Annotated in this window: 16 protein-coding genes; 10 read left to right on the top strand and 6 right to left on the bottom strand. The window is 63.1% G+C overall.

The genetic code is table 11. From position 1 onward, the window contains the following. The 3 genes from AB0H22_RS03145 to AB0H22_RS03135 form a co-directional block, all read right to left on the bottom strand. The gene (locus AB0H22_RS03145; protein ID WP_180748714.1) at positions 1-486 is read right to left on the bottom strand and encodes an SRPBCC domain-containing protein; all 486 of its coding nucleotides are present in this window, start codon (positions 484-486) and stop codon (positions 1-3) included. Positions 487-489: 3 nt separating this feature from the next. Then, entirely contained in the window at positions 490-831 is a 342-nt protein-coding gene (locus AB0H22_RS03140; RefSeq protein ID WP_358144700.1) for a metalloregulator ArsR/SmtB family transcription factor, read from the bottom strand. Between the two features lie 67 nt (positions 832-898). Then, positions 899-1,600 carry a hypothetical protein gene (locus tag AB0H22_RS03135; RefSeq protein ID WP_180748712.1) on the bottom strand — a complete coding sequence of 234 codons (702 nt, stop codon included), beginning with the start codon at positions 1,598-1,600 and terminating at the stop codon, positions 899-901. A gap of 85 nt (positions 1,601-1,685) precedes the next feature. Between AB0H22_RS03135 and AB0H22_RS03130 the strand changes: the two genes are divergently transcribed. The 5 genes from AB0H22_RS03130 to AB0H22_RS03110 all read left to right on the top strand — a co-directional run bounded on the left by AB0H22_RS03130 (position 1,686) and on the right by AB0H22_RS03110 (position 6,109). Next, the gene (locus AB0H22_RS03130; RefSeq protein ID WP_180748711.1) at positions 1,686-3,320 is read left to right on the top strand and encodes an acyl-CoA dehydrogenase family protein; all 1,635 of its coding nucleotides are present in this window, start codon (positions 1,686-1,688) and stop codon (positions 3,318-3,320) included. A 71-nt stretch (positions 3,321-3,391) separates the two neighbouring features. Further along, a complete protein-coding gene (locus AB0H22_RS03125; protein ID WP_358144697.1) occupies positions 3,392-4,138 on the top strand; it encodes a PaaX family transcriptional regulator C-terminal domain-containing protein in 747 nt (248 codons plus the stop codon). A gap of 4 nt (positions 4,139-4,142) precedes the next feature. After that, positions 4,143-4,919: a crotonase/enoyl-CoA hydratase family protein gene (locus AB0H22_RS03120; protein WP_180748709.1), complete on the top strand. Its 777-nt coding sequence runs from the start codon at positions 4,143-4,145 to the stop codon at positions 4,917-4,919. Between the two features lie 75 nt (positions 4,920-4,994). Then, positions 4,995-5,564: a DUF3558 domain-containing protein gene (locus AB0H22_RS03115; RefSeq protein WP_180749711.1), complete on the top strand. Its 570-nt coding sequence runs from the start codon at positions 4,995-4,997 to the stop codon at positions 5,562-5,564. Beyond that, on the top strand, positions 5,561-6,109 hold the full coding sequence (locus AB0H22_RS03110) for a DUF3558 domain-containing protein (protein ID WP_358144695.1): 549 nt from the start codon (positions 5,561-5,563) through the stop codon (positions 6,107-6,109). The genes AB0H22_RS03115 and AB0H22_RS03110 overlap by 4 nt, the downstream gene beginning before the upstream one ends. Before the next feature lie 18 nt (positions 6,110-6,127). On the opposite strand, the gene AB0H22_RS03105 is transcribed toward AB0H22_RS03110, so the two are convergent. Then, positions 6,128-6,571 carry a DUF3060 domain-containing protein gene (locus AB0H22_RS03105; RefSeq protein WP_358144693.1) on the bottom strand — a complete coding sequence of 148 codons (444 nt, stop codon included), beginning with the start codon at positions 6,569-6,571 and terminating at the stop codon, positions 6,128-6,130. Between the two features lie 50 nt (positions 6,572-6,621). After that, entirely contained in the window at positions 6,622-7,002 is a 381-nt protein-coding gene (locus AB0H22_RS03100) for a DUF3060 domain-containing protein (RefSeq protein WP_180749710.1), read from the bottom strand. A 206-nt stretch (positions 7,003-7,208) separates the two neighbouring features. Here AB0H22_RS03100 and AB0H22_RS03095 point away from each other — a divergent pair, with 206 nt between their 5' ends. The 5 genes from AB0H22_RS03095 (at position 7,209) to tuf (ending at position 12,483) form a co-directional block, all read left to right on the top strand. Then, positions 7,209-7,817 (top strand): TetR/AcrR family transcriptional regulator, encoded by a 609-nt coding sequence (locus AB0H22_RS03095; protein WP_180748706.1) that lies wholly within the window; start codon positions 7,209-7,211, stop codon positions 7,815-7,817. A gap of 336 nt (positions 7,818-8,153) precedes the next feature. Next, on the top strand, positions 8,154-8,528 hold the full coding sequence (gene rpsL / locus AB0H22_RS03090) for a 30S ribosomal protein S12 (protein ID WP_078297736.1): 375 nt from the start codon (positions 8,154-8,156) through the stop codon (positions 8,526-8,528). Beyond that, positions 8,528-8,998: a 30S ribosomal protein S7 gene (gene rpsG, locus AB0H22_RS03085; RefSeq protein ID WP_180748705.1), complete on the top strand. Its 471-nt coding sequence runs from the start codon at positions 8,528-8,530 to the stop codon at positions 8,996-8,998. The genes rpsL and rpsG overlap by 1 nt, the downstream gene beginning before the upstream one ends. Positions 8,999-9,072: 74 nt before the next feature. After that, the gene (gene fusA / locus AB0H22_RS03080; RefSeq protein ID WP_180748704.1) at positions 9,073-11,178 is read left to right on the top strand and encodes an elongation factor G; all 2,106 of its coding nucleotides are present in this window, start codon (positions 9,073-9,075) and stop codon (positions 11,176-11,178) included. Between the two features lie 111 nt (positions 11,179-11,289). Further along, the gene (gene tuf / locus AB0H22_RS03075) at positions 11,290-12,483 is read left to right on the top strand and encodes an elongation factor Tu (protein ID WP_078359767.1); all 1,194 of its coding nucleotides are present in this window, start codon (positions 11,290-11,292) and stop codon (positions 12,481-12,483) included. An 88-nt stretch (positions 12,484-12,571) separates the two neighbouring features. On the opposite strand, the gene AB0H22_RS03070 is transcribed toward tuf, so the two are convergent. Continuing rightward, positions 12,572-13,921: an oxygenase MpaB family protein gene (locus AB0H22_RS03070; RefSeq protein WP_180748703.1), complete on the bottom strand. Its 1,350-nt coding sequence runs from the start codon at positions 13,919-13,921 to the stop codon at positions 12,572-12,574. Positions 13,922-13,968 lie beyond the last annotated feature (47 nt).

Here is a 13,968-nt window from a genome sequence, read left to right as displayed (position 1 = left end):
TTAGCAGCGGACGAGTTCGTCGATCTGGTTGATCGCCGAAGAAGCACCTTCGATGACACCCATATCCAGCACTTTTTGCAGCGCCTCTGCCGTCTCAAATGTGCTCACGTATGTCGCCAGGGTGCGGCCATCCTTCTCGACGAACGTGTAGACGTTCTCTGAAACCGGCATGTTGTCCACCGGGTTCAAATTCTCGTCGGAGAATCCATCCTTGAACGCGAAGCTGTTGGGTTCGTCGACTGCCGTAATCTCCCACCATCCGGCGTACCGTTCGCCTTCGGCTCCGGTCATGTAGTAGTTCACCCGGCCACCCGGCTTGAAGTTGTGGTCGACAAAAGTCGACGGGCAACTTGGTGGTCCCCAAACCTTTTCAAGCTGACGGGGGTCGGCGTAGATCTGCCAGATCCGGCTGATCGGTGCATCGAATTCGGCGTCTATGGTGATGGTGCGGGTGTCGATATCGTGAGTAACGTTGGTGACGGGCATGATTCAGTCCTCCTGTGGTGATTCGAATGCGATGAGTTCATCGATGCGAGCGATTCTGCCGCGCCAGATCTGCTCCAGCTCGGAGAGCATGGCGCCGACCGAGCGAACTGCTACTACGTCGCCGCTGGCCAGCTGTTCGCGGCCGTTACGCCGCTTGTTAAGCAGCCCGGCCCTTTCCAGCACGGCGACGTGCTTTTGCACCGCGGCGAAACTCATGTCGTAGTTCGCCGCAAGTGTCGAGACCGAGTGTTCGCCGGCCAACACTCTCCGCAGGATGTCGCGTCGGGTGCGGTCGGAGAGTGCATGGAACAAGGCGTCGGCCCTGTCCTCATCTGCTCCGGTCACGCCCCCAATATACAACCATTTGGTTGTATGTCAACCGGTGGAATCGGAGGAGGGGGAGGGTCTCGATCTAGAACGGCCGAATAATGTCGTGTCTGCTGGTCGCGACGGTATCGATATTGGTATGAGCGCCAAAGGCTTTGACGCTCTCGAGCATCGCCATCACGCGCTCGCCCAGCTGCTGTTGATCCGAGGCGCCGTACCAAGCCAGCGGATCGGTGAGCGCCGAGGCGGGGAACTGTTCAAGGACGATCGCCGAGATTACGGGCGCATCGGCGGTGACGGCGCGGACCACAAGGTTCTGTTCGTATCCGATCGTCGACTGCAGGTCGAGTGCGTTCTGAGTGTGAACGCCCTGCCATTGTTGACGCCACGCGTCGAATGGCATGTCCGCGGGCCTGCGCAGCAGCGCGATATTGGTGAAACCCATTGACCGCGAGCCGGGTTCGGGCTCGGGGGAGGATAGTGGCACAGACTCTGTGACGAGATATCCGTGCGCGACCGCAGACGCTGCGGTGAGAACGGCCGCGATCTCCTGTATCGCGGGGCCGTACGACTGCTGAACCCACACACTGACCGCGGCGACGAACGGCGGGTCCAGGGTCATCAGCCGCAAGCTCGCGGCTCGTACGGCGGCGTCATGGACACACACGCTCAGGCCGTGCACCCCTACTGTCCGGATCTTGTCGACGACGGCTGTGCATAGCTGCTCCACCCACTCGTCGGTGGCGGCATCGGGCGGTTGACGCAGCACAAAGATCACTTTCTCCACGTCGTCTTTTGTAGCGCACCAAGAGCTCGCGCAAGGCCATCCGAACAGATCTTGTGCGATTGTCGTAGAAATGTAACACTGACGTATGGCCGATACGCATGTCGTTACCAATCAGGTCCCACCGCTGTACGACTACAACGCGGCGACCAGCCCCGTGCTGATGGAAGCGCTTGTTCGAGAAGGCGGTCAGTGGGGCGTCGATGAGGTTGTCGAGGTCGGTGCGCTCAACGGCACCCCTCGCATGCAGCGCGCCGGGGAGCTTGCGAATCGGAACCGCCCCGTGCTGCACACCCACGACCGTTGGGGTCATCGTGTCGACGAAATCGAGTTCGACCCGGCCTATCACGAGCTCATGCGCGAGGCGGTCGCACACGGATTGCACGGGGCACCGTGGGCGGACGAACGTCCGGGCGCCCATGTGGTGCGCGCCGCGAAGACGGGGGTATGGACTGCCGATCCCGGCCACATGTGCCCGATCTCGATGACCTACGCGGTGGTGCCGGCGCTGCGGGCCAACCCCGAGCTGGCGGCCGTTTACGAGCCGCTGCTGTCCAGCCGCGTATATGACGCGGAGCTGAGAGTTCCCACCACCAAGGCGGGGCTGACGGCAGGTATGTCGATGACCGAGAAGCAGGGCGGCTCGGATGTGCGCGCGGGTACCACCACCGCGACCCCGAACGCCGACGGCAGCTACACCGTGGTGGGGCACAAGTGGTTTACCTCGGCGCCGATGTGCGATGTGTTCCTGGTGCTGGCGCAGACACCCGGCGGGTTGTCATGCTTCTTCCTGCCGCGGGTGCTCCCGGACGGAACCCGCAACCGGATGCGGTTGCAGCGTTTGAAGGACAAGCTCGGCAACCACTCCAACGCATCATCGGAGGTTGAGTACGACGGTGCCACGGCCTGGTTGGTCGGTGAGGAGGGGCGCGGTGTCAAGACCATCATCGAGATGGTGAACATGACGCGCTTGGACTGCACCCTCGGATCGGCCACCAGCATGCGTACGGGTGTGGCGCTGGCCATGCATCATGCTCAGCACCGCAAGGCCTTCGGCGAGTACCTTATCGATCAGCCGCTCATGCGCAACGTACTCGCGGACCTGGCGATCGAGGCCGAGGCCGCGACCGTGGTGGCAATGCGGATGGCGGGTGCAACTGACCGCGCCACCCGCGGGGACGAGACGGAATCCTTGTTGCGTCGCATCGGGTTGGCCGCCAGCAAGTATTGGGTGTGTAAGCGTGCTACGCCGCATGCGGGTGAAGCCATGGAATGTCTGGGCGGCAACGGGTACGTCGAGGATTCCGGCCTACCGCGCCTGTATCGCGAGGCTCCGCTGATGGGCATTTGGGAGGGCTCCGGGAACGTCAGCGCCCTGGACACGTTGCGGGCCATGGCCACCAAACCAGAATGCGTCGAGGTGCTGTTCAAGGAGCTCGCCCTCGCGCAGGGGCAGGATGAGCGTCTGGACCGTCATATCAACGGACTGCATTCGCAGCTCACAGATCTGGACTCTGTCGCCTACCGCGCACGCAAGGTCGCCGAGGACATCTGCCTCGCATTGCAAGGGGCGCTGCTGGTCCGTCACGGTCATCCGGCGGTCGCGCAGGCGTTCCTGGCGACCCGGCTTGGCGGCAACTGGGGCGGCGCATTTGGCACTCTCCCAACGGGATTGGACCTGTCGCCGATTCTGGAGCGGGCGTCCGTCAAGGCGGGCAACTAGGCCATGGATGAGCCGCTTGCGCGAAGCTCGGCAGGTATGGACACATTGAAGACGATGACCGACCTTTAGATATGGGCAACCCGGTCGACCACCACCCGATGACGGCACGCTCGGTCATTCTGAGCCTCCTGCTGGGTGCTCACCCGGCAGAGTTGTCGGTGCGTGAGATCCGCGCATTGACTACCTTGTTCGGAATCAGCGATACGACGGTACGGGTGGCGCTGACCCGGATGGTGTCCGCGGGAGACGTCACGAGAACTGAATCGGGGTATCGGCTTGCCGAGCGCCTACAGGCCCGTCAGCTTCGACAGGACGAGGCCTGCGATCCGCATCGGCGCGCCTGGAATGGCGACTGGACACAGTTGGTGGTCACCAGCGTGGGTCGCGACGCGCGTGACCGCAACGATCTGCGAACCACCCTGCGGCAAAGGCGGTTCGGCGAACTGAGAGAGGGCGTGTGGCTGCGTCCAGACAATCTGGAGATCGAGCTGCCGCCGTCGGTTGCCGACCACGTTTGGGTCCTGCACACCCGAACCGACGACCCCGCAGCATTGGCGGCCCAGCTGTGGGATCTGCCGGGATGGTCGCTGTATGCGACAGACCTGCTGAAGTGGTGGGATCAGGCCGGGACGATTCCGGCGCGATTCGTTTTGGCTGCCGCGATGGTGCGGCATCTGCTGGCCGACCCGGTGCTGCCGGATGAGTTGTTGCCGCCAGAATGGCCTGCCGACGAAATACGTTCCCGTTATCGGGAATTCAAGGATGAGCTGGTGACACTGCGTGATCCCGCTGAAATGGAGGAGGTTCCGTATGGGTAGGGCCATGAGTGAGGACGCCGATCCGGCCGTTCGGGTTGAGAAGACGGGTCCGGTGACGACGATCATCCTCAACCGACCCCACGCCCGTAACGCCGTCGACGGCCCGACCGCTGCGGCGTTGTTCGAAGCGTTCACCGAATTCGATGCTGACCCCGATGCGTCCGTGGCGGTGCTGTGGGGTGACAACGGAACATTTTGTGCAGGAGCAGATCTCAAGGCCATGGGCACCGACCGTGGAAACGAACTGCACCCGCATGGCCCCGGCCCGATGGGTCCGTCCCGACTACGGCTGTCCAAGCCGGTGATCGCGGCGATATCGGGTCATGCCGTCGCGGGTGGTATTGAGCTCGCGCTGTGGTGCGACCTTCGGGTGGTCGAGGAGGATGCTGTGCTGGGGGTGTTCTGCCGGCGTTGGGGCGTGCCCCTCATCGATGGTGGAACGATCAGGTTGCCACGGCTGATCGGACACTCGCGTGCCATGGACCTCATCCTGACCGGACGCCCCGTCGCGGCGAATGAGGCCCTGGACATCGGGCTCGCCAACCGGGTGGTGCCGCGTGGCCAGGCTCGCGCGGTGGCGGAAACGCTGGCTGCGGAGATCGCGGCATTCCCGCAACAGTGCGTGCGCGCCGACCGCGATTCGGCCCTCGCGCAATGGGGGATGACTGAGGAAGCGGCGCTGGACAACGAGTTTGGCAGTATCGAGCGGGTCGCTGCCGAGGCGCTGGAGGGTGCCGGTCGGTTTGCGGCAGGTGCCGGGCGCCACGGCGCCGGGGTCTGACACGCGCGGTGCCCGACGCCGACACACTCGAGTATGTCCGAGACGTACGAGAGGCATGCGGGATGCGGACGTACTGTGGACACCGTGAGTGTGCGGATTGTCCCGGTAATGGCCCTGGCTGTTGCCGCCGTGGTGTTGGCTGGATGCTCGCCGCGGTCGTCTTCCGGTGGTGACGACGACGGCGGCGGCGGATCACCCGACGTGCAGGTGACCACGGTGCCAGAGGTGAGCAACGGTCCCGGCAAGGGTTTCAAGCTCGGTGACTGCGGCGGCATGGCTGATGCGGAAGTCACTGCGGCGGTGGGTAATCCGGGACTCAAGCGTGATGTGGACAGCCTGCTGGGCTGCCGGTGGTCCACCGGTCCCGGTAACGGGGACACGTCCGTCTCGCTGTACTGGTATCGGGGGAGCTCCGCGGAGAAGGAGGCCTCGGTTGCCCGAAACCTCGGGCATACGGTGGAATCGGTGACTACCAAGTCCTATCCGGGTTACCGGGTGAGCAACACCGGGCTGTGCGAGCTGTCCGCGGGATCGGGACCGGACTTCCTGCATTGGTCCCTGCAATCCGGGGCCGTTAAGAATGACCCGTGCAAGGCCGTCGAGACCCTGATGGACACGCTGCTCAGCAGGGTGGGAAAGCAATGAAAAGAATCGTCGGCGCGCTTGCCGCTGTCGCGTTACTTCTAGCGGGACCGACCGGTTGCGCACGCACCGTCGACGGCACCGCCATTGCCCCAGGCGAGAGTCTGAGCTCCAACGAGCGGGGCGAGAACGACAAGCTGGACCCGTACGGATTTGGGAACGGCCAATGCGGCCCGCTCGATGAGAAGACCATCGTCGAAACCATCAAGGCCGCGCAGATTTACCAGAATTTCTTTGGGGCACTGTGCTATTGGGTCGCCGCCGATGACGGTGGAAATCTCATAGACCTCCTCTACGCCTACTACGAGGGCGGTGATGTCGACCGCGACCGCAAGGCGGCCGATGGGATGGGCCAGAAGACCGCCGACATTACGATCAACGGCCGCAAGGGATTCACCAGCACCGGACCCAGCAGTGGTTCGGCATGCGGTGTGACCGTTCCCGCCGGAACGGGGTCGTTGACGTGGTGGGTTCAGTACCGCAAGACAGGTGACGGTTGCGCCGCGGCCCGCCAGCTTGTCGAACACATTGTGCAAACGGTGCTGTAGTTCGCTCTGCGGAAGGTTCTAGGAAACCTTCTCGACGGTGTTGTTGGATCCGTTGTTGTTGACCTTCGGCTCGCCGGTCTTGTAGGTGAGCTTGTTCGCGTAACCGGTGACCGTCACTTCGGTCTTGAGCTCGTCGAACGTGACAGTGTTCGAGAAGCCGGAGACGGTGACCTTGTCGCATGGGCCGGTGATGGTCAGCGTGTTGTTGGCGCCGGTGATGTCCAGGCGCTTGCCCTCCTCGCAGGCGGCGGTCGTGGTCTGGCCGAAGTATCCGATGACGGTTTCGTCTCCGACGTCGACCTTGGCGGACGTGGGAGGGCTCGCGCTGGACGAGGTCGAGCTGGACGGGGGAGTCCAGGTGCCGGGTGTCGGATTACTTGAACCCGGTTTGATGACGCCGCAGCCTGCCAGTCCGAGGGCGGCGAGGGCGGCGACGGCGAGGGCCATGTGTTTGCGGGACATAGAGCTCATTGTCCCGGAGTTGTTCCCGGGATTTGGGTGTCCGGATGGGGTCAACCAGGAACGCGGTCGATGAAATTCATCATGCCCAGCTCGCGCCCGCGGTCGATGATGGCCGGATCGCCCGACTTGTAGAGCACCTTCTGGTTGACGCCGTACACGGTGATGTCGTTGACCACGTTGTCGGCGATGATCGTGTTCGACGATCCTTGTACCGAGATCGCGTAGCAGCTGCCGAGGGCGGTGATGACGTTCTGCGATCCGTTCACGAAAATCGTCGAGTCGCTGCAATCGACGGTGGTGACTAGCCCGTACTGAGTGATGTGGGTGTCACCGTTCTTGGCCAGCCGGATGTTGTCGGCCAGGTCCGAATGACCGGTGTACGAGGTCGTCAATGTGGCGATGCCCGCGGTCACAAGGACCGCGATCAGCAGTCGCTGCGCAACGGAAACTAGAACGTGTGTCATTTCAGCGTCCCGGTCACCCGTTGAGAATAAGCCACGGCTCGCCACGACGAGCACGATAGGCAGACAAACGCGAAGGTGGCGGTGGGAGCGATAGGGTCATGGCAGGCCATGTGCACGGAGGCCGGACCAGGTAGTACCGAACTAGAACGACTCACTCCAGAAGGCGGCAACACGTGACGACCGAGCCCGCAGCCGCGCACCGCAGAAACCCTGCGCGGGCAGCTCGGCTCAACCGTGAGACCGTCGTTAACGCCGCACTTTCCTTCTTGGATCGGGCCGGTTGGGACGCGCTGACGATCAACGCGCTGGCCGTCGAGCTCGGCACCAAGGGGCCCTCGCTCTACAACCACGTGGACAGCCTCGATGACCTGCGCCAAGAGGTGCGAGACCGGGTGCTGGCCGAGATTGTCGGCATGTTGCATACCGTGAGCTCCGGCCGCACCGGCGAGGACGCGATCCTGGCCATGGCCGGCGCCTACCGCAGTTATGCACACCACCACCCCGGCCGGTATGCCGCGCTTACCCGGATGCCGTTCCTGAACGATGTGAACCGCTCGGTGATCGACGTACGCGAGCTGGCCAAGCCCGCGATCGATGTCATCGGTATTTATGGGCTCAATGGAGACACCGCCTTCCATGCCGGAGTCGAGCTGTGGGCCGCGATGCACGGCTTTGTCATGCTGGAGATGACCGGATTCATGGCGGGTCTCGAGATGGACCCTGATATGGCGTTTACGGAGATGGTGCACCGCTTTGCGTCGGGTCTCGCCGAGCGTAAGTAGGCAAGTTGCTCGATCCTGAGTGAGTCGCCGATGACCTGCGCTTTGTCGCTGGTAGGCGAGTTTGTCTCACTGTGATCAGCCCTGGTATGGTAGGGCGCTGTGCCTGGCCAATGGCCACCACTGGGTTACTCGGTGAGGGTCGATAGGGCGCCAGGTCAATTCGCATGCCCAGAGGGTGAAGGAGTTTTTCTTCGCGGCCGCGGTGCGTGCGACACGCCCGGCCTCGGGATACCGATACGGGCGGAAACTGCAGGACAACAGGGCCTTTTGAGGGCTCGCGACGCTAGAGCCCCACACGGTAGTTAGAAGTAACTCGAAGGAAGAGAAAGCCGGTACATGCCAACCATCAACCAGCTGGTCCGCAAGGGTCGCCGCGACAAGGTCGCCAAGGTGAAGACTGCGGCCCTGAAGGGCAGCCCGCAGCGCCGTGGTGTCTGCACCCGCGTGTACACCACCACCCCGAAGAAGCCGAACTCGGCGCTGCGGAAGGTGGCTCGTGTGCGGCTGACCAGCGCGGTCGAGGTCACCGCCTACATCCCGGGTGAGGGTCACAACCTGCAGGAGCACTCGATGGTGCTGGTGCGTGGCGGTCGTGTGAAGGACCTCCCCGGTGTGCGCTACAAGATCATCCGCGGGTCCCTGGACACCCAGGGCGTCAAGAGTCGCAAGCAGGCCCGGAGCAAGTACGGCGCCAAGAAGGAGAAGAGCTAATGCCACGTAAGGGACCCGCGCCGGCGCGCCCTCTGGTCAACGACCCGGTCTACAGTTCTCAGCTGGTGACCCAGCTGGTCAACAAGGTGCTGCTCGATGGCAAGAAGTCCATCGCCGAGCGCATCGTGTACGGCGCTCTGGAGCAGGCCCGTGACAAGACCGGCACCGATCCGGTTGTCACCCTGAAGCGCGCCATGGACAACGTCAAGCCCGCCCTCGAGGTGCGTAGCCGCCGCGTCGGTGGCGCCACCTACCAGGTGCCGGTCGAGGTCCGCCCCGATCGCTCCACCACGCTGGCGTTGCGCTGGCTGGTGAGCTTCTCGCGGGCGCGTCGCGAAAAGACCATGATCGAGCGGCTGGCCAACGAGATCCTGGACGCCAGCAATGGTCTGGGCGCTGCGGTGAAGCGCCGCGAGGATGTCCACAAGATGGCCGAGGCCAACCGGGCGTTCGCGCACTACCGCTGGTGATCTGACGGGCCTCACCCAACACGAGGCCCGCCCAGTTCGTCCATCCCATTCGAAGCGAAAGAGCGGAAACTTCTGTGGCACAGGAAGTGCTGACCGACCTGAACAAGGTCCGCAATATCGGCATCATGGCGCATATCGATGCCGGTAAGACCACCACCACCGAGCGCATCCTGTTCTACACCGGCATCAGCTACAAGATCGGTGAGGTCCACGACGGCGCGGCCACCATGGACTGGATGGAGCAGGAGCAAGAGCGCGGCATCACCATTACATCCGCCGCCACCACCTGCTTCTGGAACGACAACCAGATCAACATCATCGACACCCCCGGGCACGTCGACTTCACCGTCGAGGTGGAGCGCAGTCTGCGCGTACTCGATGGCGCCGTCGCGGTGTTTGACGGCAAAGAGGGCGTGGAGCCGCAGTCCGAGCAGGTGTGGCGTCAGGCCGACAAGTACGACGTGCCGCGTATCTGTTTCGTCAATAAGATGGACAAGCTGGGCGCCGACTTCTACTTCACCGTCAAGACCATTGAGGACCGGCTCGGTGCGCGTGCGCTGCCCATCCAGCTGCCGATCGGCTCCGAGGGTGACTTCGAGGGCATCATCGATCTGGTCGAAATGAACGCCAAGGTGTGGCGCGGTGAGACCAAGCTCGGCGAGAAGTACGAGACCGTGGAGATCCCGGCCGAGCTCGCCGACAAGGCCGACGAGTACCGCGCCAAGCTGCTGGAGACCGTCGCCGAAACCGATGAGGTTCTGCTGGAGAAGTACTTTGGCGGCGAAGAGCTCACGATCGACGAGATCAAGGGCGCCATTCGTAAGCTGACGGTGACCTCGCAGCTATATCCGGTGCTGTGTGGCAGCGCGTTCAAGAACAAGGGTGTGCAGCCGATGCTGGACGCCGTCATCGACTACCTGCCGTCGCCGTTGGACGTCGAGTCGGTCACCGGCCACGTCCCCGGTAAGGAGGACGAGCTGGTCACGCGTAAGCCGTCGACAGACGAGCCGTTCAGCGCGCTGGCCTTCAAGGTGGCCACCCACCCGTTCTTCGGCAAGCTCATCTACATCCGGGTGTACTCGGGCAAGCTTGATTCGGGTGCCCAGGTGATCAACTCCACCAAGGGCAAGAAGGAGCGCCTCGGCAAGCTATTCCAGATGCACTCCAACAAGGAAAACCCTGTGGAGACCGCGTCGGCCGGCCATATCTACGCGGCCATCGGCCTCAAGGACACCACCACCGGTGACACCTTGTGCGACCCAAGCAACCAGGTAGTACTGGAGTCCATGACCTTCCCGGATCCGGTGATCCAGGTGGCCATCGAGCCCAAGACCAAGAGCGACCAGGAAAAGCTGGGCACCGCGATCCAGAAGCTTGCCGAAGAGGACCCCACCTTCAAGGTCAAGCAGGATGACGAGACCGGCCAGACCATCATCGGCGGCATGGGCGAGCTGCACCTGGACATCCTGGTGGACCGCATGCGCCGCGAGTTCAAGGTCGAGGCGAATGTCGGCAAGCCGCAGGTGGCCTACCGCGAGACCATCCGCCGCGCGGTAGAGAAGGTCGAGTTCACCCACAAGAAGCAGACCGGCGGCTCGGGCCAGTTCGCCAAGGTTCTGATTACGCTGGAGCCGTTGGTGGACGCCGAGGACGGCGCCACCTACGAGTTCGTCAACAAGGTCACCGGTGGCCGCGTGCCGCGCGAGTACATCCCGTCGGTGGATGCTGGCGCCCAAGACGCCATGCAGTACGGCATCCTGGCCGGGTATCCGCTGGTGAACGTCAAACTGACGCTGCTCGACGGCGCCTACCATGACGTTGACTCCTCGGAAATGGCCTTCAAGATTGCCGGCTCGCAGGCGTTCAAAAAGGCTGCCGGACAAGCACAGCCCGTCATCCTGGAGCCCATCATGGCCGTCGAGGTCATTACCCCCGAGGACTACATGGGGGACGTGATCGGCGACCTGAACTCCCGCCGTGGTCAGATCCAGGCCATGGAGGAGCGCAGCGGTGCCCGTATCGTGAGGGCGCACGTGCCGCTGTCAGAAATGTTCGGTTATGTCGGCGACCTTCGGTCGAAGACTCAGGGCCGGGCCAACTACTCCATGGTGTTCGACTCGTACGCCGAAGTTCCGGCCAACGTGTCGAAGGAGATCATCGCGAAGGCGACTGGGGAGTAGCGAAAGCTATCGACCCATTCGGGCTTGCGCGAGTGAGTCCGCTAGGCAAATGAAAACCCCTTGCCTCTGAGAAAGTCTCAGAGACAACAGAAAGTCCAGGAGGACACAACAGTGGCGAAGGCGAAGTTCGAGCGGACGAAGCCGCACGTCAACATCGGGACCATCGGTCACGTTGACCACGGCAAGACCACTCTCACCGCAGCGATCACCAAGGTGCTGCACGATAAGTACCCGACTCTGAACGAGGCGTCAGCCTTCGACCAGATCGACAACGCTCCCGAAGAGAAGGCTCGTGGTATCACGATCAACATCTCGCACGTGGAGTACCAGACCGAGAAGCGTCACTACGCGCACGTCGACGCCCCCGGCCACGCTGACTACATCAAGAACATGATCACCGGTGCCGCCCAGATGGACGGCGCAATCCTGGTGGTCGCGGCGACCGACGGCCCGATGCCGCAGACGCGCGAGCACGTGCTGCTTGCTCGCCAGGTGGGTGTGCCCTACATCCTCGTCGCGCTGAACAAGTCCGACATGGTGGACGACGAGGAGCTCCTCGAGCTCGTCGAGCTGGAGGTCCGGGAGCTGCTGAGCAGCCAGGACTTCGACGGCGACAACGCTCCGGTGATTCGTGTTTCGGCGCTCAAGGCGCTCGAGGGCGACGCCGAGTGGGGCAAGACCGTTGCCGACCTGATGGACGCGGTTGACGAGTCGGTCCCGGATCCGATTCGTGAGACCGACAAGCCGTTCCTGATGCCCGTTGAGGACGTGTTCACCATCACCGGTCGTGGCACCGTGGTGACCGGTCGCGTCGAGCGTGGCGTGATCAACGTGAACGAGGACGTCGAGATCGTCGGCATCAAGGACACCGTCACCAAGACCACCGTCACCGGTGTCGAGATGTTCCGCAAGCTGCTCGATCAGGGCCAGGCCGGCGACAACGTCGGTCTGCTGGTCCGTGGTGTGAAGCGTGAGGACGTCGAGCGTGGCCAGGTTGTGGTCAAGCCCGGCACCACCACTCCGCACACCGAGTTCGACGGCAGCGTCTACATCCTGTCCAAGGACGAGGGCGGCCGTCACACGCCGTTCTTCAACAACTACCGCCCGCAGTTCTACTTCCGTACCACGGACGTGACCGGTGTGGTGACACTGCCTGAGGGCACCGAGATGGTTATGCCCGGTGACAACACCGACATCTCCGTCAAGCTGATCCAGCCGGTGGCCATGGACGAGGGCCTGCGTTTCGCGATCCGTGAAGGTGGCCGTACCGTCGGCGCCGGTCGCGTTACCAAGATCCACAAGTGATCTAAAGGACGCCAAGGAAACGGCGCTCACCCTTCGGGGTGGGCGCCGTTTTCGTTGTGGGGCAGTGGCTGTTGACCGCGCGTTGGCGCTAACGAGTGAACGAGTGCCCGGAGGTGTTGTTGTCGTGCATCGTGTAGGTCGAGGCCACCTTGGCGCGTTTCTCGATCAACTCGGACAAAAGATTGTTCACCGCACTGGGATTGGGGTTGAGGGCAACCAGCTGTCGGCGCACCAGGCCGATGCCGGGTAGTCGATCCAGGACCGCGGATGCGTTGGCATTGGCCGTCGCCGCCACGCTGAACAGCCGACCCGACATGCGGTGGTTTACCCCTTCGAAGGTTGTGCCCTGGAAGAACTCATCCATCGCCTCCGGTCCCATGAGCATCGAACCCGGGCCGGCGAGAACCTCCGCGAAGACACGTCGGATCGGACCCGTGTGTGCACCCGTCATTCCCGTGGCGAGCGCCTCGATCAGCTCGACGCGCCAACGCGATGCGTCGCCGGAGCGTGCGAGGAGATAGTCGAGATTGCGCATCGCGTCGATACCGGTGCGCGGCAGCAGGTCTTCGGTGACGCCGAACATCAACGCCCACCGCAGCAGGTAGTGCCATACGTCATCGATTTCCCTGAGGGTGCAAGGCCTTCCGAGTCGGTAGTCGACCAGCAGAGCGCCGAGCATCGCCTCGATGAATCCGCACATAGACGCGTTCGAAATGGGGGCACCGTACTGAGCGAAGTTGTCCTCGCCCCAGGCGCTGCGCAATCCGCGGCGAGCCAGTGAGTGCACCAGCCGAACCCGCATGGTCAGCTTGATCTGTTCGGAACCGGGAACCAATCCGTCACGATCGAAGATCATCGAGAAGAACCGATTCGTTTCGGCCAGGCGTTGCGCACTCTGATAGCGGAACCGGCCGGTGGCTCCGGTGGCCGCCGAGACATCCGAGTTCATGACGGTGTCGAAGACTGCGAAGGTTGCCATGACGGCGGTGGTCGCCGTCGTCACCTGCCGTGCCCGTAGCCGGCCCCGTTCCGCCTTGGCGGGATTCCACCATTCCGGCACGCGGTAGGCCTCCGCGAAGAGCGCGCGCAGCGCATCGGGTGGGTTGTCCAGACTGTCAATGCCATGCTCGACGGCCTGTTCGAACAGTGCCCGTGCTTCGCCCGGTCCGAGCTCGTGAAACAGATCCACGACGGCGTCCATCGGTTCGTCGCCCTGCCACATGTGATCGTCGAAGAGGCGGGTCGCCGGTGTCGGGGTCACCTCGTCTTCCACGTCGAACCATGGATCGAACAAATAGTGTCGACAGTGGCGCCAGATCCATCCGAATTCGTTCTTGCCCTCGGGAATTGGGCGCAGCTCCATTCCAGGCCGGAAGTAGTGGTCGAAGGGGTGCGGGTCGCCTGTCGGTGGCTTGTCGACCACGGTGAGCTTGGGCATCGGAAGGCCTCCTCGTGCGATGATGTCGACATCTTTGGCAACATGCA

It is taken from the genome of Mycobacterium sp. NPDC050853, from assembly GCF_040653875.1.
In the GTDB taxonomy this organism is placed as follows: domain Bacteria; phylum Actinomycetota; class Actinomycetes; order Mycobacteriales; family Mycobacteriaceae; genus Mycobacterium.
The sequence above is the reverse complement of the archived record's forward strand: the minus strand, read 5'-3'. Positions and strand labels throughout refer to the sequence as shown.

Excerpts from the sequence above, each read along its gene's own strand:
- AB0H22_RS03120 (WP_180748709.1), top strand. The coding sequence starts at position 4,143 with ATGAGTGAGGACGCCGATCCGGCCGTTCGGGTTGAGAAGACGGGTCCG.
- AB0H22_RS03105 (WP_358144693.1), bottom strand. The coding sequence starts at position 6,571 with ATGTCCCGCAAACACATGGCCCTCGCCGTCGCCGCCCTCGCCGCCCTC.
- rpsL (WP_078297736.1), top strand. The coding sequence starts at position 8,154 with ATGCCAACCATCAACCAGCTGGTCCGCAAGGGTCGCCGCGACAAGGTC.
- AB0H22_RS03125 (WP_358144697.1), top strand. The coding sequence starts at position 3,392 with ATGGGCAACCCGGTCGACCACCACCCGATGACGGCACGCTCGGTCATT.
- AB0H22_RS03145 (WP_180748714.1), bottom strand. The coding sequence starts at position 486 with ATGCCCGTCACCAACGTTACTCACGATATCGACACCCGCACCATCACC.
- rpsG (WP_180748705.1), top strand. The coding sequence starts at position 8,528 with ATGCCACGTAAGGGACCCGCGCCGGCGCGCCCTCTGGTCAACGACCCG.
- AB0H22_RS03110 (WP_358144695.1), top strand. The coding sequence starts at position 5,561 with ATGAAAAGAATCGTCGGCGCGCTTGCCGCTGTCGCGTTACTTCTAGCG.
- AB0H22_RS03130 (WP_180748711.1), top strand. The coding sequence starts at position 1,686 with ATGGCCGATACGCATGTCGTTACCAATCAGGTCCCACCGCTGTACGAC.
- AB0H22_RS03070 (WP_180748703.1), bottom strand. The coding sequence starts at position 13,921 with ATGCCCAAGCTCACCGTGGTCGACAAGCCACCGACAGGCGACCCGCAC.